This window comes from Bradyrhizobium sp. 18BD (assembly GCF_054185225.1).
The window spans coordinates 1-22,365 of record NZ_JAVAYL010000004.1; the positions used below are offsets into that span (position 1 = coordinate 1).

Sequence of the window (22,365 nt, forward strand, 5' to 3'; positions counted from 1 at the left end):
ACTTCGACGTATCGAAACCCACGAAAGCCTCGCTATAATCACCCATGACTCGCCCTCCTTGCGTGAGGCTCTGCCCGGACCATCCGGGTAACCCTCGCAGTCGCATCGAGGGTGAGTCGCCCCGTTCAGCAAAGGGACATACGGTCTGAGGTGCGCGCCCTTCGCGCGCCTCGAAGGATGAGCCGCAAGCGCCCCGTGGCCCATCCTTCGAGGCTTCACCTTGCGATGCGAGCATCGCAAGGCTCGCACCTCAGGATGACGGCGGTGCGTGTGGCAGGCGACGAGATGGCTGAGATCACCGCACACAGTCGGTGTCATCGCCCGGCTTGATCGGCGATCCAGTATTCCAGAGACGCCAGAGAGATACGGATAAGCTGCGGCGTACTGGATTCCCCGCTTTCGCGGGGAATGACAGCGGCGGGTGAAGTGGCGCTGGTGCGCCCATGACAGCGCAGCGCTAATGCTCGTGTCCATGCACCGGCAGCGTCACCCCGAACACCTTCACCAGATCCGTCACCTGCTCAGGCGACAAATACCGCGGGTTCATCCCGCGCAGCAGCAAGTACAGCTTCGCCGTCTCCTCAAGCTCCTCGGTCGCAAACACCGCGGCTTCCAGCGTGTCGCCGGCGACGACGGGGCCGTGATTGGCGAGCAGCACGGATGAGTATTTCCCCGCCAGCCCCTTGATCGCGTCTGCCACCGCGGGATCGCCGGGGCGGTAATAGGGCACGAGCGCGGTGGCGCCGCACTTCATCAGATAATAGGCCGTCATCGGCGGCAGCGCGGCGCGCGGGTTGATCTCGGGCAGCATCGAGAGCGCGACCGAATGGGTGGAGTGCAGATGCACGATCGCGCGGGCGCTGCCGCGGGTGTCGTAGAGCGCGGTGTGCAGCGGAACTTCCTTGGTCGGCGCGTCGCCCGAAACCAGGCGGCCCTGTTCGTCCAGCCGCGACAGCTTTGCGGGATCGAGGAAGCCGAGCGAAGCATTGGTCGGCGTCATCAGCCAGCCGCCGCCATCCAGCCTGACGCTGATATTGCCCGAGGAGCCCGGCGTCAGCCCGCGCTCGAACAGGGACCGTCCGAAGCGGCAGATATCCTCACGCAGCCGTGTCTCGTTGCTCGTTTCAGTTCTCATGGCCGTCATGCCCGCTTGTCTCACGCTTTGGCAGCGCGGCCAAGCCGTGTTATGCGGTTTGACGAGCCGCCGCAAAGGACGGCCGTCCAGGAAACGTTCGCAAGGGTTAGTTGCATGGCCGCCTCCACATCACAAAATCAGCGCATCGCTGTCATCGGGCTTGGCTCGATGGGATACGGCATGGCGACCTCGCTGAAGCGCGCCGGCCATGCCGTCACCGGCTGCGACGTTACGGCCGATGCCGTGGCGCGGTTCGTGAAGGACGGTGGTGCGGGCGCCAAGACGCCGGCCGAAGCGGCCAAGGACGCCGACATCGTCGTCAGCGTCGTCGTCAACGCCGCACAGACCGAGTCGATCCTGTTCGGCAAGGACGGCGTCGCCGAGACCCTGCCGAAGGACGGCGTCTTCATCTCATCCGCTACCATGGACCCCGACGTAGCGCGGCGCCTCGCCAGGCAGCTCGAGGCAACCGGCCGGCATTATCTCGATGCGCCGATCTCCGGCGGTGCTCAGCGCGCCGCGCAGGGCGAGCTGACGATCCTCGCCTCCGGCAGCCCCGCCGCCTTCGCAAAAGCGCGGCCCGCGCTCGATGCCATGGCGGCAAAACTCTACGAGCTCGGCGATGCTGCGGGGCAGGGCGCTGCCTTCAAGATGATCAACCAGTTGCTGGCCGGTGTGCATATCGCCGCCGCCAGCGAAGCGATGGCGTTCGCGGCCAAGCAGGGCCTCGACATCCGCAAGGTCTATGAGGTGATCACGGCCTCCGCCGGCAATTCCTGGATGTTCGAGAACCGCATGCCGCATGTGCTCGACGGCGATTACACGCCGCGCAGCGCGGTCGAGATCTTCGTCAAGGATCTCGGAATCATCCAGGACATGGCGCGCAGCGCCAGATTCCCGGTGCCAGTCTCGGCGGCCGCGCTCCAGATGTTCCTGATGACATCGGCCGCCGGCATGGGCCGCGATGACGACGCTTCGGTGGCGCGGATGTATGCGCAGGTCACCGGCGTCAAGCTTCCCGGCGACAAGTAAGAGAGGATCTCCAATGCCCCGTTTCGCCGCCAACCTCTCGATGATGTTCACCGAGGTGCCATTCCTCGACCGCTTCGATGCGGCCGCGCAGGCCGGCTTCACCGCCGTCGAGTTTCTCTTTCCCTACGAGCATCCCGCCGAAGCCGTCGGCGAGCGGCTCAAGCGCAACGGCCTGACCCAGGCGCTGTTCAATTTGCCGCCCGGCGACTGGAACGCCGGTGAGAAGGGTTTTGCCGCGTTGCCGGCGCGCTTCAACGACCTCAAGGCGAGTCTCGAAACGGCGCTGCCTTACGCCAAGGCCACCGGCGTCAAGCGCCTACACCTGATGGCGGGCATCGCCAACCGCGGCGAGCGCGTCGCGATCGAGGCCTTCTACAAATCGGTGGCCTGGGCCGCCGAGTTCTTTGCCCCGCACGGCATCGACATCGTGCTTGAGCCGATCAATGCCCGCAACGTGCCCGGCTACTTCCTCAACGATTTCGGCTTCGCCCGCGATCTAATCCAGGAGTTGAGGCTTCCGAACCTCAAGCTGCAGTTCGACATCTATCACTGCGGGATCATTCATGGTGACGTCACCATGCGGCTGCGCGAGATGATGCCGATCATCGGCCACATCCAGATCGCCAGCATTCCCTCGCGCAACGAGCCCGACGGCGAGGAGCTGAACTATCCGTTCCTGTTCGCCGAGCTCGACCGGCTCGGATATGCCGGCTTCGTCGGCTGCGAATACAATCCGCGCGGCAAGACCACCGATGGCCTCGCCTGGTTCAAGCCCTATGCGGGAGTGAAGCCGTGACTCTTGCGCTGGGTTGCATCGCCGACGACTACACCGGCGCCTCCGATCTCGCCAACACGCTGACGCGCGCGGGCCTGCGCACGGTTCAGACCATCGGCATCCCCGCCGACGATTTGGCGCTGCCCGAGGTCGACGCTGTCGTGGTGTCCCTGAAGAGCCGCTCGATCGAGGCGGGCCTTGCGGTATCGCGCTCGCGCGCGGCCGATAAATGGCTGCGCAGCCGCGGCGCGAGTCATGTGCTGTTCAAGATCTGCTCGACCTTCGATTCCACCGATGCCGGCAATATCGGCCCTGTCATGGACGCGCTGCGCGCCGATTGCGGCGAGGCGAACGTGCTGGTGACACCGGCCTTCCCGGAGACCGGCCGCACCGTCTATCAGGGCAATCTGTTCGTCGGCTCGGTGCCGCTGAACGAGAGCCCGCTGAAGGATCATCCGCTCAACCCGATGCGCGATTCCAATCTGGTTCGGGTGCTGGCCCGCCAGAGCAAGACGCAGATTGGTCTCGTCGACTTCGCCACCGTTACCCGCGGCGCCGAAGCCGTGCGGGCGCGGCTGGCCGAACTCGCGGGCAAGGGCATTGGCGCTGCGATCATCGACGCCGTGTTCGACCGCGACCTCGAGACCATCGGTCTCGTGGCGGCCGAACATCGGTTGTCGGTCGGTGCCTCCGGCATCGGCCTCGGGCTCGCGCAGGCGCTCGTCTCGACGGGCAAGGTCGAATCGGCTGCCGCGAGCAGCGAGACCGGTGCTGTGGTCGGCGGACCGGCGGCCTGCCTCGCCGGAAGCTGTTCGCAGGCGACGCTCAGGCAGATCGCCAGCGCTGAAAAGGTCATGCCGGTGCTTCATCTCGATCCTGACCGTATTCTTACGGGAGGCGGCGAAGCGCAGCGCGCGCTCGACTGGGCAAGGCCACGATTGGCCGAAGGTCCGGTGCTGATCGCATCGAGCTCGACACCGGATCAGGTCGCCGCGCTCCAGGCGCGTCACGGCCGTGACGCGGCCGGGCACGCCATCGAGCAGACGATGGCCGACCTTGCGGAAGGCCTTGTGAAATCAGGCGTTCGGCGATTGGTCGTCGCCGGCGGCGAGACATCCGGCGCCGTGGTCGATCGGTTGAGGATTCCCGGATTTCTCGTAGGAGTGGAAATTGCAGCGGGCGTTCCGGTGCTGCGCGCGGTGGGCGTCGAAGGCGACATGCTGCTCGCGTTGAAGTCCGGAAATTTCGGCGGGCCGGAGTTTTTCTCGGATGCGCTTGGGCTCATGCGCTGAACGCGGGGCATTCTTAGTCCCACGTTCACTTCTTTCGGGTTTCCGTACTTGTGCGGAGTCGTAGTTAACAACTGCTCAGTCGATTTGTTGTTGGATATTGGCGCCGCGCCTTTTGGTTGATCCACCATTTCCGGACGCGCTGCCGCGCCAACGCAAAGAGACCAGTTATGTTCGCCAAGATTTCCATCCGCGCCAAGATCATCAGTGTCGTGGCGTTCCTGCTGGTCGCGATGGCCGGTATGGGCCTGCTCGCCGTCATGAAGATGCGGTCGATGAACGCCAACACCACGGACATCACCACGAGCTGGCTGCCCAGCGTCCGGGTGCTGGGCGAACTGCGGGCCAGCGTCATCACCTACCGCAACGTGGTCCGCCAGCACATGCTGTCCGAGACCCTCGAGGAGAAGCTGGCCAACGAAAAGACGGCGGCGACCGTCATCGAGGCGCTCGCCAAGTCCCGCAAGGCCTACGAGCCGATGGTCACCTCTCCGGAGGAGCGGAAGCTCTACAACGACTGGGCCAAGCTCTGGGACGACTACAAGAAGGGCACCGAAGAGGTTTTCGCGCTTTCGCGCAAGGAGGCCGGCAAGGTTCCGCATGACGCCCAGGAGCTGAACACCAAGACTGTCAACAAGATCGGCTTGGCGGCGGATGAGGTCCTGACCAAGGACATCGAGCTCAACACCAAGGGCGGCGACCAGGCCGCCGCGGATGCCGCCGACAGCTACTACTATGCCTTCATGCTGGTCTCGATCATCCTCGGTGCCGCCGTCATCGTCGGCATCGGCGTCGGCTTCTATCTCGTCCAGGACGTCTCCAGCGGCATCAACTCGATCATCGAGCCGATGCAGGCGCTGGGCAGGGGCGACCTCTCCGCCGAAGTGCCGCATCGCGGCGAGAAGACCGAGATCGGCGCCATGGCCGACGTGCTCCAGATCTTCAAGGAAGCGCTGATCGCCAAGAAGGCCGCCGACGAGGCCGCCGCGGCCGATGCCGAGGCCAAGATCGAGCGCGGCCGCCGCGTCGACAACATCACCCGCGATTTCGAAACGATGATCGGCGAGATCGTCCAGACCGTGTCATCGGCCTCGACCCAGCTTGAAGCCTCCGCCTCGACGCTGACCTCGACCGCCGACCGCTCCCAGCGGCTCGCGACCACGGTTGCCGGCGCTTCGGAGGAAGCCTCGACCAACGTGCAGTCGGTGGCCTCGGCGACCGAGGAGATGGCGTCGTCCGTGGGCGAGATCAGCCGGCAGGTGCAGGAATCGGCGCGGATGGCAGGTGACGCCGTCGGCCAGGCCCGCGCCACCACCGAGCGCGTCAGCGAGCTCTCCAAGGCTGCCTCGCGCATCGGCGACGTCGTCGAGCTGATCAACACCATCGCCGGCCAGACCAACCTGCTGGCGCTGAACGCGACCATCGAGGCGGCCCGTGCCGGTGAAGCCGGCCGCGGCTTCGCGGTCGTCGCCTCCGAAGTGAAGGCGCTCGCCGAGCAGACCGCCAAGGCGACCGGCGAGATCGGTCAGCAGATCTCCGGCATCCAGGCGGCGACCAACGACTCGGTCGGCGCGATCAAGGAGATCTCCTCGACCATCGAGCGTCTCTCGGAAATCTCCTCGGCCATCGCGGCTGCGGTCGAAGAGCAGGGCGCAGCGACCCAGGAGATCGCCCGCAACGTTCAGCAGGCCGCCCAGGGCACCCAGCAGGTCTCGTCGAACATCACCGATGTGCAGCGTGGTGCGACCGAGACCGGCACCGCCTCCTCGCAGGTGCTGTCGGCGGCGCAGATGCTGTCGAACGACTCCAACCGCCTCAAGACCGAGGTCAGCAAGTTCCTGACCAACGTCCGCGCGGCGTAAGCCTAAAGACGAAGCCAGTTCTGAAAGCGGCGCCTTCGGGCGCCGCTTTTTTCGTGGCTGAAAGCCGCCTCTGTAATCTTTCGGGCAGAGGCTGCATATCTGGAATGCGATTTCGCCATGCGATAGCAGGGAAGTGACCGCGCGTGACACGCTGTCGTTGGCCATTTCGGCGGTGTTCGGGTAAATCAGCTGAGGAACAGGTGGGGCCTGTTCCCTGTCCCTGATTGGAATTGCCTGACGAATGATTGCTCTGGTCCGTATTGCCCTGAGCCGACCCTACACGTTTGTCGTGCTCGCGCTTCTGCTCCTGATCATCGGGCCGCTGGCAGCGCTGCGGACGCCGACCGACATCTTCCCCGAGATCCGCATCCCCGTGATCGGTGTGGTCTGGCAGTACACCGGCCTGCCGCCGGACCAGATGTCCGGGCGCATCACCACGCCGTTCCAGCGTTCGCTGACGACCACGGTCAACGACATCGAGCACATCGTCGCCAACTCCTATAACGGCTTCGGCATCGTCAAGATCTTCTTCCAGCCGACCGTCGACATCCGCACCGCCAACGCGCAGGTCACGGCGATCTCGCAGACGCTGCTCAAGCAGTTGCCGCCCGGCGCGACGCCGCCCTTGATCCTGAACTACTCCGCCTCGACCGTGCCGATCATCCAGGTGGCGCTGTCGGGCGACGGCCTGACCGAGCAGAACCTCGCCGATATCGGCATCAACAATTTGCGCACGCCGCTGGTCACCGTGCCGGGCGCCGCGATCCCGTATCCGTTCGGCGGCAAGCAGCGCCAGGTCCAGATCGACCTCGACCCGACCGCGCTCCAGGCCCGCGGCCTGTCCGGCCAGGACGTCGCCAACGCGCTCGCCGCGCAGAACCTGATCACGCCGGTCGGCACCCAGAAGATCGGCACCTTCGAATACAACATCCAGCTCAACAACTCGCCGCTCAAGATCGACGAGCTCGGCAATCTGCCGATCAAGACCGTCAACGGCGCGATGGTCTATGTCCGCGACGTCGCCACCGTGCGCGACGGCAATCCGCCCCAGACCAACATCGTCCATGTCGACGGCAACCGCTCGGTGCTGATGATGGTGCTGAAGGCGGGCGCGACCTCGACGCTCGATATCATCGCCGGCATCAAGCAGAAGGTGATTGACGTCAAGGACCAGCTGCCGGATGCCTTGAAGATCGGTTTCATCGGCGACCAGTCCGTGTTCGTCCGCGGCGCGATCGAGGGCGTTGCGTTCGAGGGCGTGATCGCGGCGCTGCTCACCAGCGTCATGATCCTCTTGTTCCTCGGCAGCTGGCGCTCGACCATCATCATTGCGGTCTCGATCCCGCTGTCGGTGCTCGGCGCCATCATCATGCTGTCGGCGATCGGCGAGACGCTGAACATCATGACGCTCGGCGGCCTTGCGCTCGCGGTCGGCATCCTCGTCGACGACGCCACCGTGACCATCGAGAACATCAACTACCATCTGGAGCAGGGCAAGCCGGTCGAGCAGTCGATCCTCGACGGCGCCAACCAGATCGTGACGCCGGCCTTCGTGTCGCTGCTCTGCATCTGCATCGTGTTCGTGCCGATGTTCTTCCTCACCGGCGTCGCGCGCTTCCTGTTCGTGCCGATGGCGGAAGCGGTGATGTTCGCGATGATCTGGTCGTTCATCCTGTCGCGCACGCTGGTGCCGACCATGGCGAACTATCTGCTGAAGCCGCATGTCCACCACGAGGGCGAGCCGCCGAAGTCGCGCAATCCGTTCGTCTGGTTCCAGCGCGGTTTCGAGAAGCAGTTCGAGCGCATTCGCGGCGGCTACCATAATTTTCTCGGGCTCGCGCTGGCGCATCGTCCGGTGTTCGTGATCGGCTTCCTGTGTACTGTCGGCGCCTCTTTCGCCCTCGTGCCGTTCCTCGGGCGCAACTTCTTCCCCGCGGTCGATGCCGGCAACATCCTGATGCATGTCCGCACCCAGGTCGGCACCCGCGTCGAGGAGACCGCCAACCAGCTCGCCGACGTGCAGAAGGCGGTCCGCAAGCTGATCCCCGGCGAGATCGAGACGCTGACAGACAACATCGGCATGCCGATCTCCGGCATCAACATGACCTACAACAACACCGGCGTGATCGGCCCGCAGGACGGCGACATCCAGATCAAGCTGAAGGAAGGCCACAAGCCGACCGAGGAGCACGTGAAGGCGCTGCGTGAGCAGTTGCCGCGGTTGTTCCCGGGCGTCAGCTTCTCCTTCCTGCCGGCCGACATCGTCAGCCAGATCCTGAATTTCGGCGCACCGGCGCCGATCGACCTTCAGATCCGCGGCGCCAATATCAGCGGCAACTTCGCCTACGCCAACAATCTGCTGGCGAAGGTCCGGCGCATTCCGGGCGTTGCCGATGCGCGCATCCAGCAATCGCCGAGCAATCCGACCTTCAACATCGATGTGGACCGCACCCGCGCGCAATATGTCGGCCTCACCGAGCGCGACGTCACCAACAGCCTCGTGGTCAATCTCGCCGGCTCCTCACAGGTCGCGCCGACCTACTATCTCAATCCGGACAATGGCGTGTCCTACTCGATCGTGATGCAGACGCCGCAGTATCAGATCGACTCGCTCAGCGCACTGCAGACGCTGCCGATCACGGCCGCCAGCAATGCGCAGTCGCCGATCCTCGGCGGCATCGCCGACATCAAGCGCTCGGTCTCAAGCGCGGTGGTGTCGCAATACGACATCCAGTCGATGGTGCAGATCTTTGCGACGACCTCGGGCCGCGATCTCGGCGCGGTGTCCAACGACATCCGCCAGGTGATCGCCGACACCGCCAAGGAAGTGCCGAAGGGCTCGTCCGTCGTGCTGCTCGGGCAGGTGCAGACCATGAACAGCGCCTTCACCGGCCTGCTGTTCGGCCTGCTCGGTGCCGTCGTGCTGATCTACTTGCTGATCGTGGTGAACTTCCAGTCCTGGTCCGATCCGTTCGTGATCATCACCGCGTTGCCGGCGGCGCTTGCCGGCATCGTCTGGATGCTGTTCACGACGCAGACGACGCTCTCTGTACCGGCGCTGACAGGCGCCATCATGTGCATGGGCGTTGCCACCGCCAACAGCGTGCTCGTGATCTCCTTTGCCCGCGAGCGCTATGAGGAACTCGGCGATCCCATCGCTGCGGCACTCGAAGCCGGCTTCGTCCGGTTCCGCCCGGTGCTGATGACCGCGCTCGCCATGATCATCGGCATGGCGCCGATGGCCCTGGGGCTGGGCGAGGGCGGCGAGCAGAACGCGCCGCTCGGCCGCGCCGTGATCGGCGGCCTGATCTTTGCAACCTTCGCCACGCTGATGTTTGTTCCCGTGGTGTTCAGCATGGTACACAAGAAACAAGGCGCCAAAGCCGCCGCCTCATTGGAGACTCCGCATGTCGCCCACTGAATCCCGCTCGCCGGTGTCGCACCGGAAACTGGGCATTTTCGGCGTGGTGGCGCTGATTGCGGCAGGCCTCGTGGTCGGCACCGGCATCCGGGCCCGCGAGGATCAGAGCTCCAAGCTGAAGGAATGGACCGACGATCAGGCCGTTCCCAGCGTTGCGGTGACCTTGCCCAACGCCAAGGGCCTCAATTCCACCATCGACCTGCCGGGCCGGCTGGAAGCCTACTATCGCGCCCCGATTTTCGCGCGCGTGTCCGGTTATCTGAAGAGCTGGAGCGCGGACATGGGTGCCCGCGTCAAGGCTGGCGATGTGATCGCCGAGATCGAGGCGCCCGACCTCGACCAGCAGCTCCTGCAGGCCCGTGCCGACCTCGCCAGCCAGCAGGCCAGCGCCAGGCTGTCGGAAGCAACCCTCAACCGCCGCAAGACGCTGGTCGCCTCCAACTTCGTCTCCGCGCAGGAGATCGACGAGCGCACTGCCGATCTCTCCAACAAGAACGCCGCAGTCAATTCAGGCAAGGCCAATGTCGAGCGCCTCGAGGCGCTGGCCGGCTACAAGAAGATCACCGCGCCCTTCGACGGCATCGTCACCGCGCGCGACACCGATGTCGGCGCGCTGATCAATGCCGGCGGCGGCTCGGGTCCGGCGATGTTCGTGATCTCCGACATCACCAAGCTGCGCGTCTACGTCAACGTCCCCCAGAACTACGTGCCGGCGATCAAGATTGGCGCCAAGGCCAACATTACCCTGCCGGAATATCCGAACCGGAATTTCCAGGCGACGGTTGAGGCATCCTCGCAGGCCGTCGACGTCGCTTCCGGTACTACGCGCATGCAGCTCCGGCTCGACAATTCGAACGGCGAGCTGATGCCCGGCGGCTATGCCAGCGTGAAGCTGAGCCTGCAGCGCGATTCCGCGCCGCTCAGCATTCCCGCCAGCGCGCTGATCTTCAACGGCAGCGGCCTGCGCGTCGCGACCGTCGGCGCCGACGACAAGGTGCTGTTCAAGCCGGTGACGATCGCGCGCGACCTCGGCCGCGAGATCGAGCTCGCATCGGGGATCGCTGCGGATGACCGCGTCATCACCGCTCCGCCGGACGGTCTTTCCGACGGCGATGCGGTGCGAGTGGTCGGCGCCGGCGCCAAGGGCAAGCCGGCAACCGCCTCCGAGAAGCAGCCGCCGAAGAGCTAGGGGAGTCTCGTGCCCCGGACGCAGCGCAGCACGCAGTGATGCGCTGCTGAGCCGGGGCCCATATCTCTGCTGTACCGCGTGTAGCTTTCTGAGTCCCGGCTCTGCGGAGCGGCATTGCATGCCACACCGCGTCCGGGGCACGCGATCATACCACACGCCACTCCGGCACGCCATCCGCGGCTATCGTGATCTCGCCGAGTGACCCCACCGGCGTACGATCCATGTTGAGCAGATGCGCCAGCGTCGCCGTGTCGCTCGCGGGAATCCGCGCCAGCGTGCGCCGGTTATTTTCCGTCCGCAGCATCACCACGCCGTGCTCGGCATCACCGCCGCGGCCGTAGAGCACCGTAAAGCTCTCCACCTTGCCCTTGCCCGAGGCGTCCGTGACGAAATCAGGCACCGCGCGCTTGTTGCGGTCGGCTTCGCCTTGCACGCTCGTCTCCTGCGCCAGCGCTTCGCGCGGCGGTGCCTTCGCCACCACCAGCGCGTGATGCTTGGTGACGAAGCCGCCCTGGCCATAGAGCAGGCCAAGCCTGGCGCCATCGCGCACCCGCCGCACCATCGCGCAGGCCGCATGCGTCATGTAGGTGTTGAGCGGCGCGCCGAAGAAGGTGAGGCCGCCGGTCACGGTCGGCTGCACGTCGGCACCGAGGCCCAGCGTCCGCCGCGCCATCTTGGGCACGCAGGGGAAGCAGCTATAGAGCTCGATCGCATCGAACTTTCTGCCGTCGCCGCCGGCGAGGTCCATCACGCATCTGAGCACCGCGTTCTGCGGATGGCTTTCGTGGAACTGGTCGCGCAGGAGATAGTCGCGCGGCTCTTCCGCCGAGGCGCCGCCGAGCGGGTAGACCAGCTTGTCCTCGGCAATTCCGGCCGCGCGGGCCTTGGCCAGGCTCGTGAGCAGCAGCGCGCCGCCCATGTTGACGCTGGGATTGGCGACCATGAGCTTGTTGTAGGGCCACGCGATCAGGCGATTGTCCGCCGTCGGTGTCGTGATCTCCTCCGGCGCATAGCGCCGCTTCAGCCAAGCGTTGGGATTTTGCGCGGCCGCTTCCGAATAGCGCGACCACAGCGTGCCTGACTCCGCCATCGCCTCACGCGGCGTCTGGCCCCAATGGGCGGAGGAGGCGGCCTCGTAGAACGGATAGACGGTGACGGGGCGGAACACGCCGAGCGTCACGGCCAGCGGCTTCTGAAACGCCGCGCCGCGCTTGGGCTCCTCGACGTCATGCGCGAACGGCGTCCACGGCAGTTTGGCGCCGGCGCGCTCCGCCTTGGTCGCGGTCGACTGCGCCTCGGCGCCGCAGACCGCCGCGACCGCGCACTCCCCGCGCGCAATGCGTTTTGCTGCCTCGTGGATGTAACGGATCGGGCTCTCGCCGCCGACTGGACCGTAATAGCAATGGGACGGCGTGATGCCGAGGCGTTGCGCCAGAAGCTTCTCGGGATCGCGATAACGCCAGCTCAGGAAATTGACGACGTCGAGCGACTGCACCTCGCCCAGCAGCCTTGCGCCGGTGTCCTGCTCGGCGCGCCGCAGCGCCTGTTCGAGCAGATCGAGCGGCTCCAGGCCCGCGGTGATCTCCTTCGGGCGGTCGACGATCTCGCCGATGCCGACGATGACGGGGATGCGGTCTTCGGGGATGTGAGTCTTGGTCATTTCTTCTTGCTTCACGTTTCAGATTCTTGGCACGCCGTCGTCCTTCGAGGGCCGCTGAAGAAGCGGCCACCTCCAGCGACAATAGCTTCGCCATTGCGCGGGGATGACGGCTACGGATACAGCGTCATCCTGAGGTGCGAGGCCGGCGGCGCAGCGCGCCGTCGGGCGAGCCTCGAAGGATGGGCCGCGCACACCGTCACTCCGCCACCAGCGCATTCATGTGCTCGACGGCTTCGGCGAACTCTTCCTTGAACTCCTGCACGACGGCGCCGGCCGATTTCACGCTGTCGATCAGGCCGACGCCTTGGCCGACGAAATAGCTGACGAGATCGCGCGCCTTGGCGTTGCCGCTCGCAGCGGCACGATCGATCGAGTTGAAGGCATCGCGGCTGATGATGCTCTGCAGCGGCATCGGCAGCGCGCCCGGGCTTTCCGGCGCGCGGTCCCAGGCATCGGTCCAGACCGAGCGGAGCTGCCGCGCCGGTTTTCCGGTGCGGCCCTTCGAGCGAACGGCATCGCGCGAGGACGCCGCGATCATCTTCTCGCGGAAGATCTCGGTGGTCTCGGCTTCCACGGTCGCAAGCCACACCGAGCCGGTCCAGGCGCCGGCGGCGCCCATCGCCATGCACGCCGCCATCTGCCGGCCCGTCATGATGCCGCCGGCTGCCAGCACCGGCACGTCGCGGATATTCTTGATCGCCTTGATCACCTCCGGCACCAGCACCATGGTCGAGACCTCGCCGCAATGTCCGCCGGCTTCGGTGCCCTGCACCACGAGGATGTCGACACCGGCTGCGACCTGGCGTAGCGCATGCTCCTTGGCGCCGACGAGGGCTGCCACCGGCACGCCGTGCTTCTTGCCCATCTCGATCATCGCCTTCGGCGGCACGCCCAGCGCGTTGGCGATCAGGCGGATCGGATGATTGAAGGAAACCTCGAGCAGTTGAAGCGCTGTCTTCGCATCGAACGGCTGCGGCTGATTGTCGGCGACCTCAGTGGTGGTCAGATCGATATCGTACTTCTTCAGGAGATTGCGCGTGTAGGCACGGTGCTCCTGCGGCACGCGCGCCTCCAGGCTCTTCCAGGTGACGTCCTTCTCGCCCGATGTCGAGATGTTCTCGGGGATCAGCACGTCGATGCCATAAGGCTTGCCGTCGATGTGATCGTCGATCCATTTCAGCTCGCGTTCGAGCGTATCCGGCGTGTGCACCGTCGCACCCAGCACACCGAACCCGCCGGCGCGGCTGACGGCGGCGACGACGTCGCGGCAATGGCTGAAGGCGAGCAGCGGGAACTCGATCCCCAGCATGTCGCAGATCGGCGATTTCATGGCTCTCTCCCGGCGGCGTTCGACGACGCTAGCTCATCGTCGCCTGCGATGCCATGCCGGATTCGGCCCTGCATCTTGCGTGCAGACGCCGCGCGACGACCAGCCATTCCGCTGCATAAAATATGCCGGCGAGGGGCCGCCGACTTGCCCCTTGCGCTTTCGGTGATGTCAGAGAATGCTGGCTCTCAACAATAGAAAACAATCAGGGAGTGCCATCGATGTCGTCAGCGCAAGCGTATCAGGCTAAAGGCACCGAGGCCTACGACGTGGTCGTCGTCGGCGCAGGCTTCGCCGGCATGTACATGCTGCATCGCCTGCGCGGGCTCGGCTTCTCAGTGCGCGTCTTCGAGCAGGGGGGCGGCGTCGGCGGCACCTGGTACTGGAATCGCTATCCTGGCGCGCGTTGCGATGTCGAGAGCATGCAATATTCCTACTCGTTCTCGGAGGAGCTGCAGCAGGAATGGGACTGGAGCGAGCACTACGCCCCACAGCCGGAGATTCTGAAATACGCCAACCACGTCGCCGACCGTTTTGATCTTCGCCGCGATATCCAGTTCAACACGCGCGTCGAGCGCGCCGTGTTCGATGAACGCGAGAAGATCTGGTCGGTGACGACGTCCGACGGCAAGACAGTCTTGGCGCAGTTCGTCGTGCTCGCCACCGGCTGCCTTTCCAACGCGCGCAAACCCGACATCGAGGGTCTCGGGAGTTTCAAGGGGCCGGTCTATCACACCGGCAACTGGCCGCATGAAGACGTCGACTTCACGGGCTTGCGCGTCGGTCTGATCGGCACGGGATCGTCGGGCATCCAGTCGGCCCCCGTCATTGCGGAGCAGGCCAAGCATCTCACCGTGTTTCAGCGCACGGCGAATTTCTCGATCCCCGCCCGCAACGCCGCGCTGACCGACGAGGAGCGCGACGCGTTCCGCAAGAAGTATCCGGAGATCCGTCAGTTCGCGCGCGAGAACACGCGCAACGGCATCTATGCCGAGCAGCCCGATCGCGGCGCGCTCGACGACAACGACGAGACCAGAAACGGCAAGTATGCGGCGCGCTGGGAGCGGGGCGGGCTGACCTTCATGTATGTCTACAACAATCTCGGTCTTGACCGGGCGGCCAACGACACGGCGGCGAACTTCGTTCGCGGCAAGATCGCCGAGATCGTGAAGGACCCCGAGACCGCAAGACTGCTTCAGCCGAACAGCCATCCGATCGGCACCAAGCGCATCTGCATCGACACCGATTATTTTGCGACCTTCAACCGGCCGAACGTCTCGCTGGTCGACATCAAGACCAACCCGATTGAAAAGATCACCGCAAGCGCCGTGCGCGTCGCCGGCGTGGATCACGAGGTCGACGCCCTGGTGCTGGCGACGGGCTTCGACGCCATGACCGGCTCGGTCGCCAAAATCGATATTAGCGGCCGCAGCGGACAGACCCTGAACCAGAAATGGGCGGAGGGGCCGAAGACCTATCTCGGGCTGATGAGCGCAGGCTTTCCGAACCTCTTCATCATCACCGGGCCCGGCAGCCCGTCGGTGCTGTCGAACATGATGGTGTCGATCGAACAACACGTCGACTGGATCGCCGACTGCCTTCGTCACATGCGCGAGCAGGGCCTCGTCACGATGGAGGCGGACCGGGAGGCCGAGGATAAGTGGGTGGCGCACGTCAACGAGGTCGCCAGCGGCACGCTCTATCCGCAGGCCAACTCCTGGTACATGGGCGCCAACATCCCCGGCAAGCCGCGGATCTTCATGCCCTATATCGGCGGCGTCGGCGTCTACCGCCGGATCTGCGACGAGGTCGCGGCGAAGGGATATGAGGGATTTTTGATGGAGGCCGAGGTGCAGCCGCGCAGAGCGGTGACCGGCTAGGCGGATGCATGACGCCGGCCTGAGGCCCGCGCCGGACGCAGAGCCGGCGGGGCTTGCTATCGGCCGTCCGCGGGCTAATTAATGCACGCGCATCTTTTTGCCGGAGCCCCCGCATGACCGACGCCCCCGTCTACGTGCCGCCCAAAGTCTGGACCTGGAACAAGGAGAATGGCGGGCAGTTCGCCAGCATCAACCGCCCCATTGCCGGCCCCACCCACGACAAGGAGCTGCCGGTTGGCAAGCATCCGCTCCAGCTCTATTCGCTGGCGACGCCGAACGGGGTGAAGGTCACCGTGATGCTGGAGGAGCTGCTGGCACTCGGCCACAAGGGTGCCGAATATGACGCCTGGCTGATCAGAATAGGCAACGGCGACCAGTTCGGCAGCGGCTTTGTCGACATCAACCCGAACTCGAAAATTCCGGCGCTGATGGATCGCTCCGGTCCGGAGCCGATCCGGGTGTTCGAGTCCGGCTCGATCCTGTTCTACCTCGCCGAGAAGTTCGGCGCCTTCCTGCCGAAGGACATCAAGGCCCGCACCGAAGCGATGTCCTGGCTGTTCTGGCAGATGGGCAGCGCGCCCTATCTCGGCGGCGGTTTCGGCCACTTCTACGCCTACGCGCCGTTCAAGATCGAATACGCCATCGATCGCTTCGCGATGGAGACCAAGCGCCAGCTCGACGTGCTCGACCGGCGCCTTGCCGACAACGAGTACCTCGCGGGCAAGGAATACACCATCGCCGACATCGCGGTGTGGCCCTGGTACGGCGCGCTCGCGAAGGGGCTGGTCTACGGCGCCGGCGAATTCCTGTCGGTGCAGGATTACAAGAACGTGCAGCGCTGGACCGACCAGATCGCGCAGCGCCCCGCCGTGAAGCGCGGCCGCATGGTCAACCGCGTCTCCGGCGATCCCGCCAGCCAACTCCACGAGCGCCACGACGCCGGCGATTTCGAGACCAAGACGCAGGACAAGCTCGCACCCGTGACGTGAGCTATTTCTTCACCTCCCCCCGCTTGCGGGGAGAGGTCGGATCGCCTCGGCGATGCGAAGCATCGTCCGGTGCGATCCGGGTGAGGGGGTACAGGTCTCGCATAGATCTCCCGTGGGGAGAGAAGCCCCTCACCCCAACCCTCTCCCCGTAAGAACGGGGCGAGGGGGCGCACCTTCGCTGCGGCTTTACTTCCCCTTCGCCCCTTCCGCTGCCGGAAACACGACGCGATCATCCGTGCGGCAGTACCGGTCGGCGAACATGCGGCCGATCGGGTGATAGCGGTCCATATGCACCCGCATCGCCTTGTCGTCCCAGAGCTCGTCGCGGATGTGGAAGTGGATGCCTTCGCCCATGATCAGGCGGCGATCGTCGTTGACATCGATCATCTTCCAGAGCTTGCACTCCATCGCCCAGGGCGTGTCGGCGAGACGGGGCACGGCGATCTTCGTCGAGGGCGCGAGCCTCAAGCCGAGATAGTCCGGTTCGCCGATTTCAGGTGGAAAGTCGCCGCTCGACTCATGCATGGCCCTCGCCAGCGGCTCGTCGGCGAGATTGACCACGAACTCGCCGGTGCGCTGGATGTTCAGGAAGGTGTCCTTGTCCTGGCCATTCGGTTTGCGGTTCGCCGCGAACATGCAGAGCGGCGGATCCTCGCAGAAGGCGTTGAAGAAGCTGAACGGTGCGGCGTTGACGACGCCGGTCGGCCCCACCGACGTCACCCACGCGATCGGCCGCGGCAGGATGAAGGACGTCAGCACCTTGTAGCGCTCGCGTGGCGTCAGGTCGCTGGCGGCGTATTCCATGAGGGCTCCGTGGGAGGGCTTGCTGTCTTCCACCTCGCCCCGCTTGCGGGGAGAGGTCGGATCGCCTCGGCGATGCGAAGCATCGTCCGGTGCGATCCGGGTGAGGGGGTACAGGTCTCTCGACCATCTTATCCGTGGAGAGAAGCCCCTTACCCCACCCCTCTCCCCGTAAGAACGGGGAGAGGGAGAGGAGAGACCTTTACGCCATGCTCAGCTCGTGGCGACCCACGACCATCCAGTGCACCTCGTCCGGACCATCGGCGAAGCGCAGATGCCGCACGTCCTGGTACATCTCGGCGAGCGGGGTCCAGTGCGAGATGCCGGTGGCGCCGTGCATCTGGATCGACTGGTCGATGATCTTGCAGGCGCGCTCCGGCACCATGGCCTTGACCATGGAGACCCAGACGCGCGCTTCCTTGTTGCCGAGCACGTCCATCGCCTTGGCGGCCTTGAGCACCATCAGCCGCATCGCCTCGATCTCGCAGCGCGCCTGCGCGATGATCTGCATGTTGCCGCCGAGATGGGCGATCTTCTTGCCGAAGGCTTCGCGGGTGAGGCCACGCTGCACCATCAGATCCAGCGCCTTCTCGGCCTTGCCGATGGTGCGCATGCAGTGATGGATGCGGCCGGGGCCGAGGCGGAGCTGCGAGATCTCGAAGCCGCGGCCTTCGCCGAGCAGCATGTTCTCCTTAGGGACCCGCACATTGTTGAAGCGCATGTGCATGTGACCGCGCGGGGCGTGGTCCTGCCCGAACACGTACATGGGGCCGAGCACCTCGACGCCGGGCGTGTCGCGCGGCACCAGGATCTGCGACTGCTGCTTGCTCGGCGCCGCATCGGGATTGGTCTTCACCATCACGATGAGGATCTTGCAGCGCGGATCACCCACGCCGGAGATGTAATACTTCTCGCCGTTGATGACCCATTCGTCGCCGACGAGTTTTGCGGTGGTCGAGATGTTCTTGGCATCGGAGGAGGCGACGTTCGGCTCGGTCATGACATAGGCCGAGCGGATCTCGCCGTTCATCAGCGGCTTCAGCCACTTCTCCTTCTGCTCCTTGGTGCCGACGCGCTCCAGCACCTCCATGTTACCAGTGTCCGGCGCCGAGCAGTTCATGGTTTCGGACGCCAGCGGGCTCTTGCCGAGCTCGGCCGCGATATAGGCGTAGTCCAGGTTCTTCAGGCCCTGGCCGGTTTCGTCATCGGGCAGGAAGAAGTTCCAGAGGCCTTCCTGCTTGGCCTTGTTCTTGGCCTTTTCCAGCACCTCGAGCTGCTTGGGCGTAAAGCTCCAGCGATCCTCCTTGCCTTCGCCGGCCTTGGCGAATTCGATCGACATCGGCTCGACGGTGTCGCGGATGAACTTCTTGACGTGATCGTAGAGCGGCCGGACCTGGTCCGACATCCTGAGGTCGTTGAGCTCGTCGCCGGGATTGAGGGTGTAGTTGGTGGTGCGGGGTATGTAGGCGTGCTTTGTCATTGTTCCTCCCGGGGGCACTGAGATCGCGTTGGCCGGGAGAATAGTCGCAGCGCCGCTAAAGTGCGAGCGCGTATTTTCTCACGCAAGCCATGCCACGCGATGGAATTTCGCGAGGATGTTTGAAATGTTGTTTGAACGGGGCAGGTCGAGATCTGTAGCCCGGATGGAGCGAAGCGCAATCCGGGACAGAGTCAGCTTTAGCGCAACCCAGATTACGCTTCGCTCCATCCGGGCTACGGTATCCAACTGTGCGCGCTAGCTCAGTTCGGCATCCGATGCATCGCGCAGATCTTGTTGCCGTCGAGGTCGCGCAAATACGCAAGATAGAGCTTGCCGCCGGGACCCTGGCGCACGCCGGGCGGATCCTCGATCGACACGCCGCCGGCCGCAATGCCGGCTGCATGCCACGCATCGACCTGCGCCGGCGAATTGCAGGAAAAGCCGATGGTCCCGCCGTTCGCGCATGTCGCGGGCTCGCCGTTGATCGGCTTCGACACCGAGAACACGCCGGTCTTGGTGATGTAGAAGATGCGGTGGCCATCAACCCGCGCGGGGCGCACCTCGAGCGTGCCGAGCAGCGTGTCGTAGAACGTCTTGGCCTTGTCGAGATCGTTGGTGCCGATCATGATGTGTGAGAACATTTGCCCATTCCCCTCAGAGTTTGTAGCCCGGATGGAGCGCAGCGAAATCCGGGTCTTGCTTGCTTTGGCTGATCCCGGATTGCGCTACGCTCCATCCGGGCTACGAACCTAAATCAGAACGCCGTATAGCCGCCGTCGATCACGAACGTATCGGCGGTGTGATAGGACGAAGCCTTGCTCATCAGATACACAGCGATGCCGCCGAAATCGGATGCCTCGCCGAAGCGCCGCATCGGAATGCGCGGCATCACATTGGCGACGAACTTTTCGTTGGCCATGATGCCCGCGGTCATGTCGCTCTTGATCCAGCCGGGTAGGATGGCGTTGGCGGTGACGCCGTGGCGGGCGAGCTCGACGCCGAGCGCGCGCACCAACGCGTTGATGGCGGCCTTGGTCGCCGCATAATGCTCATTGCGCGCGGTGCCGAAGATCGAGGCGAGGCTCGAGGTCGCGACCAGCCGGCCGAAGGGATCGCCGGCATTGGCGCGCTCGGTCATGTGTTTTGCGGCAACCTGGAACGCGTGAAACACGCCGTCGAGATTGGTCGCGAACATCGTGCGCCATTCCTCCTCGGTGCGCTCGATGAAGGACCTGCGGCCGCCGCCGCCGATGCCGGCATTGGCGAAGCAGCCGTCGACACGTCCGAAGGTGTCGAGCGTCGCCTTCATCGCGGCGTTGACCGAGGCCGGGTCGGTGACGTCGCAGACGCGGCTATCGACCTTGCCCGGAAGGCCCGCCATGCTCGCGGCAGCGGCCTTGTTCTTGTCAGCATTGCGGCCCCAGATCGAGACGTTGCAGCCCTGGCCGGCGAGCGCCTGTGCGATGCCGAGCCCGATACCGCCATTGCCGCCGGTGATCACCGCGACGCGGCCGGAAAGATCGAAAAGGTTCATGGCGCGTTTCCTGTTTTGGCAAGGTTTCTTGGCGAGGTCTCTTGGCAAGGTTTCTTGGCATGCCGCGCGTCAGCCGGTGCGCGCAAGATCATGCGATATGACGGTGGGGTATGCTTTCGTCACCATGGACAAGACCGCGCCAAAAATCAAATATGCGCCCAGGCAAAACTAATTCCGGCCTGCGAAACTGATGCAGGCGGCAACTGACGAGGAAACGATGCAGTTCAAACACGTCACGCTCGATTTCGATGGCTCGGTCGCGATCCTCAAGCTCGACCATCAGGAGGTGATGAACGCGGTCTCCATGGACATGCTGGGCGGGCTCTCCGAAGCGCTCGACGCGATCGAGGAGAAGAAGGACGAGGTGCGCTGCATCGTGCTGACCGGTGCGGGGCGGGCGTTCTGCACCGGCGCGAATCTGCAGGGCCGCAACAATCAGTCGAAGAAGACCAAGGCCGGCCTGACGCTGGAGACCGGCTTTCATCCCTTCCTGCGCCGCATCCGCAATCTGCACTGCCCGATCATCACGGCGGTGAACGGGCCGGCAGCGGGCGCCGGCATGAGCTTCGCGCTGCTCGGCGACATGATTTTGTGCGCGCGTTCCTCCTACTTCCTTCAGGCCTTCCGGCGTATCGGTCTCGTGCCGGATTGCGGCTCGACCTGGCTGCTGCCGCGCCTCGTCGGCCGTGCCCGCTCGATCGAATTGTCGCTGATGGGCGAGCGGCTGCCGGCCGAGAAGGCGCTGGAATGGGGCCTCGTCAACCGCGTCTATGACGACGGCGCGCTGATGGAAGAGGCGATGAAGCTCGCGCGCGATCTCGCAAGCGGCCCGACGGTGGCGCTGTCGCTGATCCGCAAGCTCTATTGGGACAGCCCCGAAAACTCCTTCGAGGAGCAGCTCAATCTCGAATTCCAGTGCCAGCTCCGCGCCGGCGACACGGAAGATTTCCGCGAAGGCGTCGGCGCCTTCCTGGAGAAGCGTCCGGCACAGTTTAGGGGCAAATGATCGAGGCCGAGCTTTCGCGCAGCGTGGTGCGCTGGTGTCCTGGTGCGACCGGCGTCACCGGCGCGGCGCGGCTGTCGGGTGGCGCCAGCCAGGAGACCTGGCGCTTCGACATCGTGCATCCCGATGGGCCGGTCGGCGCGATCCTGCGCCGCTCGCCGAAAGGCTATGGCGCCGCGCCGACGCGGGCGGCGGGCCTTGCGGCCGAAGCGCAACTGATGCAGCTAGCCTTCGAGGCCGGCGTGCCGTCGCCACGCGTGCTGCATGTGCTGACGCCGGAAGACGATCTCGGCACCGGCTTCATCATGCAGCGGGTCGAGGGCGAGACCATCGCCCGCAAGATTCTGCGCGATGACGAATTCGCGGCGGCGCGGCCGCATCTGGCGCGGCAGATCGGCGGCGTGCTGGCGGGACTGCACAGGCTGCCGCTGGACAAATTGCCCGCGTTGCGCAACCGCTCCGCGACCCAGGAGATCTCCGAGTTCGAGCGCGATTATCGCAGCCTGAACTGGCCAAAGCCCGTGTTCGAGCTGGCGCTGCGCTGGCTGCGCGACCACGATCCCGGACCGTCGGCCGAGACCACGCTGGTGCATGGCGATTTCCGCAACGGCAATCTCATCATTGGGCCTGATGGTGTCCGCGCGGTGCTGGACTGGGAGCTTGCCCATCTCGGCGATCCTATGGAGGATCTCGGTTGGGTCTGCGTCAACTCCTGGCGGTTTGGCGAGGTCGACAAGCCGGTCGGCGGCTTTGGTTCGCGCGAAGATCTGTTCGCCGGCTATGAGGCCGCGGGGCGCAAATGCGATCCTGCCCGCGTGAAATTCTGGGAAGTGATGGGCACGCTGCGCTGGGGCATCATGTGCGGCGGCATGATGCAGCGGTTCCGCGAGGGGCCGGATCATTCCATGGAGCGCGCCATGATCGGCCGCCGTGCGTCCGAGACCGAGATCGATCTCTTACGGCTGCTGGCGCCGCGGGGAGGGTAGGC

18 protein-coding genes are annotated in these 22,365 nt (G+C 64.9%); 11 read left to right on the top strand and 7 right to left on the bottom strand.

Translation table 11 applies throughout. The annotated features are described in order from the left end of the window. Positions 1 to 457 precede the first annotated feature (457 nt). On the bottom strand, positions 458 to 1,144 hold the full coding sequence (gene otnC / locus RAD16_RS08465) for a 3-oxo-tetronate 4-phosphate decarboxylase (RefSeq protein WP_458157424.1): 687 nt from the start codon (positions 1,142 to 1,144) through the stop codon (positions 458 to 460). Positions 1,145 to 1,249: 105 nt separating this feature from the next. Here otnC and ltnD point away from each other — a divergent pair, with 105 nt between their 5' ends. The 6 genes from ltnD to RAD16_RS08495 all read left to right on the top strand — a co-directional run bounded on the left by ltnD (position 1,250) and on the right by RAD16_RS08495 (position 10,703). After that, positions 1,250 to 2,167, top strand: coding sequence for an L-threonate dehydrogenase (gene ltnD / locus RAD16_RS08470; protein ID WP_458157425.1), 918 nt, complete (start codon positions 1,250 to 1,252; stop codon positions 2,165 to 2,167). Between the two features lie 13 nt (positions 2,168 to 2,180). After that, positions 2,181 to 2,963, top strand: a complete 783-nt coding sequence (gene otnI, locus RAD16_RS08475) for a 2-oxo-tetronate isomerase (RefSeq protein ID WP_458157426.1) — start codon at positions 2,181 to 2,183, stop codon at positions 2,961 to 2,963. After that, positions 2,960 to 4,234 (top strand): 3-oxo-tetronate kinase, encoded by a 1,275-nt coding sequence (gene otnK / locus RAD16_RS08480; RefSeq protein ID WP_458157427.1) that lies wholly within the window; start codon positions 2,960 to 2,962, stop codon positions 4,232 to 4,234. Before otnI ends, otnK begins: the two co-directional genes overlap by 4 nt. 167 nt (positions 4,235 to 4,401) lie before the next feature. Then, positions 4,402 to 6,093: a methyl-accepting chemotaxis protein gene (locus tag RAD16_RS08485; protein WP_458157428.1), complete on the top strand. Its 1,692-nt coding sequence runs from the start codon at positions 4,402 to 4,404 to the stop codon at positions 6,091 to 6,093. A gap of 241 nt (positions 6,094 to 6,334) precedes the next feature. Next, on the top strand, positions 6,335 to 9,514 hold the full coding sequence (locus RAD16_RS08490) for an efflux RND transporter permease subunit (protein ID WP_458157429.1): 3,180 nt from the start codon (positions 6,335 to 6,337) through the stop codon (positions 9,512 to 9,514). Next, on the top strand, positions 9,501 to 10,703 hold the full coding sequence (locus RAD16_RS08495; RefSeq protein ID WP_458157430.1) for an efflux RND transporter periplasmic adaptor subunit: 1,203 nt from the start codon (positions 9,501 to 9,503) through the stop codon (positions 10,701 to 10,703). The genes RAD16_RS08490 and RAD16_RS08495 overlap by 14 nt, the downstream gene beginning before the upstream one ends. A 145-nt stretch (positions 10,704 to 10,848) precedes the next feature. On the opposite strand, the gene RAD16_RS08500 is transcribed toward RAD16_RS08495, so the two are convergent. Next, on the bottom strand, positions 10,849 to 12,363 hold the full coding sequence (locus RAD16_RS08500; protein WP_458157431.1) for an acetyl-CoA acetyltransferase: 1,515 nt from the start codon (positions 12,361 to 12,363) through the stop codon (positions 10,849 to 10,851). A 196-nt stretch (positions 12,364 to 12,559) separates the two neighbouring features. Further along, complete coding sequence (locus tag RAD16_RS08505) at positions 12,560 to 13,693, bottom strand: nitronate monooxygenase (RefSeq protein WP_458157432.1); 1,134 nt, start codon at positions 13,691 to 13,693, stop codon at positions 12,560 to 12,562. A gap of 218 nt (positions 13,694 to 13,911) precedes the next feature. On the opposite strand from RAD16_RS08505, the gene RAD16_RS08510 reads away from it, so the two are divergent. Both RAD16_RS08510 and yghU read left to right on the top strand, forming a co-directional pair. Then, entirely contained in the window at positions 13,912 to 15,570 is a 1,659-nt protein-coding gene (locus RAD16_RS08510) for a flavin-containing monooxygenase (RefSeq protein WP_458157433.1), read from the top strand. Positions 15,571 to 15,683: 113 nt separating this feature from the next. Then, complete coding sequence (gene yghU / locus RAD16_RS08515) at positions 15,684 to 16,559, top strand: glutathione-dependent disulfide-bond oxidoreductase (RefSeq protein WP_458157434.1); 876 nt, start codon at positions 15,684 to 15,686, stop codon at positions 16,557 to 16,559. A gap of 186 nt (positions 16,560 to 16,745) precedes the next feature. Here the strand turns inward: yghU and RAD16_RS08520 are convergent, their stop codons facing one another. From RAD16_RS08520 to RAD16_RS08535, 4 genes are all read right to left on the bottom strand, one after another. Continuing rightward, positions 16,746 to 17,363: a flavin reductase family protein gene (locus tag RAD16_RS08520; protein WP_458157435.1), complete on the bottom strand. Its 618-nt coding sequence runs from the start codon at positions 17,361 to 17,363 to the stop codon at positions 16,746 to 16,748. A 199-nt stretch (positions 17,364 to 17,562) separates the two neighbouring features. After that, positions 17,563 to 18,840, bottom strand: coding sequence for an acyl-CoA dehydrogenase family protein (locus RAD16_RS08525; RefSeq protein ID WP_326896238.1), 1,278 nt, complete (start codon positions 18,838 to 18,840; stop codon positions 17,563 to 17,565). A gap of 260 nt (positions 18,841 to 19,100) precedes the next feature. Then, a complete protein-coding gene (locus RAD16_RS08530) occupies positions 19,101 to 19,481 on the bottom strand; it encodes a VOC family protein (RefSeq protein ID WP_458157436.1) in 381 nt (126 codons plus the stop codon). 113 nt (positions 19,482 to 19,594) lie between these two features. Beyond that, a complete protein-coding gene (locus tag RAD16_RS08535; RefSeq protein WP_458157437.1) occupies positions 19,595 to 20,374 on the bottom strand; it encodes an SDR family NAD(P)-dependent oxidoreductase in 780 nt (259 codons plus the stop codon). Here RAD16_RS08535 and RAD16_RS08540 point away from each other — a divergent pair. From RAD16_RS08540 to RAD16_RS08550, 3 genes are read left to right on the top strand one after another with little or no spacing between them, the layout of a single operon-like run. Beyond that, positions 20,373 to 20,546, top strand: coding sequence for a hypothetical protein (locus RAD16_RS08540; RefSeq protein WP_458157438.1), 174 nt, complete (start codon positions 20,373 to 20,375; stop codon positions 20,544 to 20,546). The genes RAD16_RS08535 and RAD16_RS08540 overlap by 2 nt on opposite strands. A gap of 45 nt (positions 20,547 to 20,591) precedes the next feature. Beyond that, positions 20,592 to 21,380: an enoyl-CoA hydratase/isomerase gene (locus RAD16_RS08545; protein ID WP_458157439.1), complete on the top strand. Its 789-nt coding sequence runs from the start codon at positions 20,592 to 20,594 to the stop codon at positions 21,378 to 21,380. Then, entirely contained in the window at positions 21,377 to 22,363 is a 987-nt protein-coding gene (locus RAD16_RS08550; RefSeq protein ID WP_458157440.1) for a phosphotransferase family protein, read from the top strand. Before RAD16_RS08545 ends, RAD16_RS08550 begins: the two co-directional genes overlap by 4 nt. Positions 22,364 to 22,365 lie beyond the last annotated feature (2 nt).

Coding starts and splice junctions, on each gene's coding strand:
- RAD16_RS08510 (WP_458157433.1), top strand. CDS start 13,912: ATGTCGTCAGCGCAAGCGTATCAGGCTAAAGGCACCGAGGCCTACGAC.
- RAD16_RS08530 (WP_458157436.1), bottom strand. CDS start 19,481: ATGTTCTCACACATCATGATCGGCACCAACGATCTCGACAAGGCCAAG.
- RAD16_RS08545 (WP_458157439.1), top strand. CDS start 20,592: ATGCAGTTCAAACACGTCACGCTCGATTTCGATGGCTCGGTCGCGATC.
- ltnD (WP_458157425.1), top strand. CDS start 1,250: ATGGCCGCCTCCACATCACAAAATCAGCGCATCGCTGTCATCGGGCTT.
- otnI (WP_458157426.1), top strand. CDS start 2,181: ATGCCCCGTTTCGCCGCCAACCTCTCGATGATGTTCACCGAGGTGCCA.
- RAD16_RS08525 (WP_326896238.1), bottom strand. CDS start 18,840: ATGACAAAGCACGCCTACATACCCCGCACCACCAACTACACCCTCAAT.
- RAD16_RS08485 (WP_458157428.1), top strand. CDS start 4,402: ATGTTCGCCAAGATTTCCATCCGCGCCAAGATCATCAGTGTCGTGGCG.
- otnC (WP_458157424.1), bottom strand. CDS start 1,144: ATGACGGCCATGAGAACTGAAACGAGCAACGAGACACGGCTGCGTGAG.
- RAD16_RS08505 (WP_458157432.1), bottom strand. CDS start 13,693: ATGAAATCGCCGATCTGCGACATGCTGGGGATCGAGTTCCCGCTGCTC.
- RAD16_RS08490 (WP_458157429.1), top strand. CDS start 6,335: ATGATTGCTCTGGTCCGTATTGCCCTGAGCCGACCCTACACGTTTGTC.
- RAD16_RS08535 (WP_458157437.1), bottom strand. CDS start 20,374: ATGAACCTTTTCGATCTTTCCGGCCGCGTCGCGGTGATCACCGGCGGC.
- RAD16_RS08500 (WP_458157431.1), bottom strand. CDS start 12,363: ATGACCAAGACTCACATCCCCGAAGACCGCATCCCCGTCATCGTCGGC.
- RAD16_RS08495 (WP_458157430.1), top strand. CDS start 9,501: ATGTCGCCCACTGAATCCCGCTCGCCGGTGTCGCACCGGAAACTGGGC.
- RAD16_RS08550 (WP_458157440.1), top strand. CDS start 21,377: ATGATCGAGGCCGAGCTTTCGCGCAGCGTGGTGCGCTGGTGTCCTGGT.
- RAD16_RS08540 (WP_458157438.1), top strand. CDS start 20,373: ATGGCGCGTTTCCTGTTTTGGCAAGGTTTCTTGGCGAGGTCTCTTGGC.
- yghU (WP_458157434.1), top strand. CDS start 15,684: ATGACCGACGCCCCCGTCTACGTGCCGCCCAAAGTCTGGACCTGGAAC.
- RAD16_RS08520 (WP_458157435.1), bottom strand. CDS start 17,363: ATGGAATACGCCGCCAGCGACCTGACGCCACGCGAGCGCTACAAGGTG.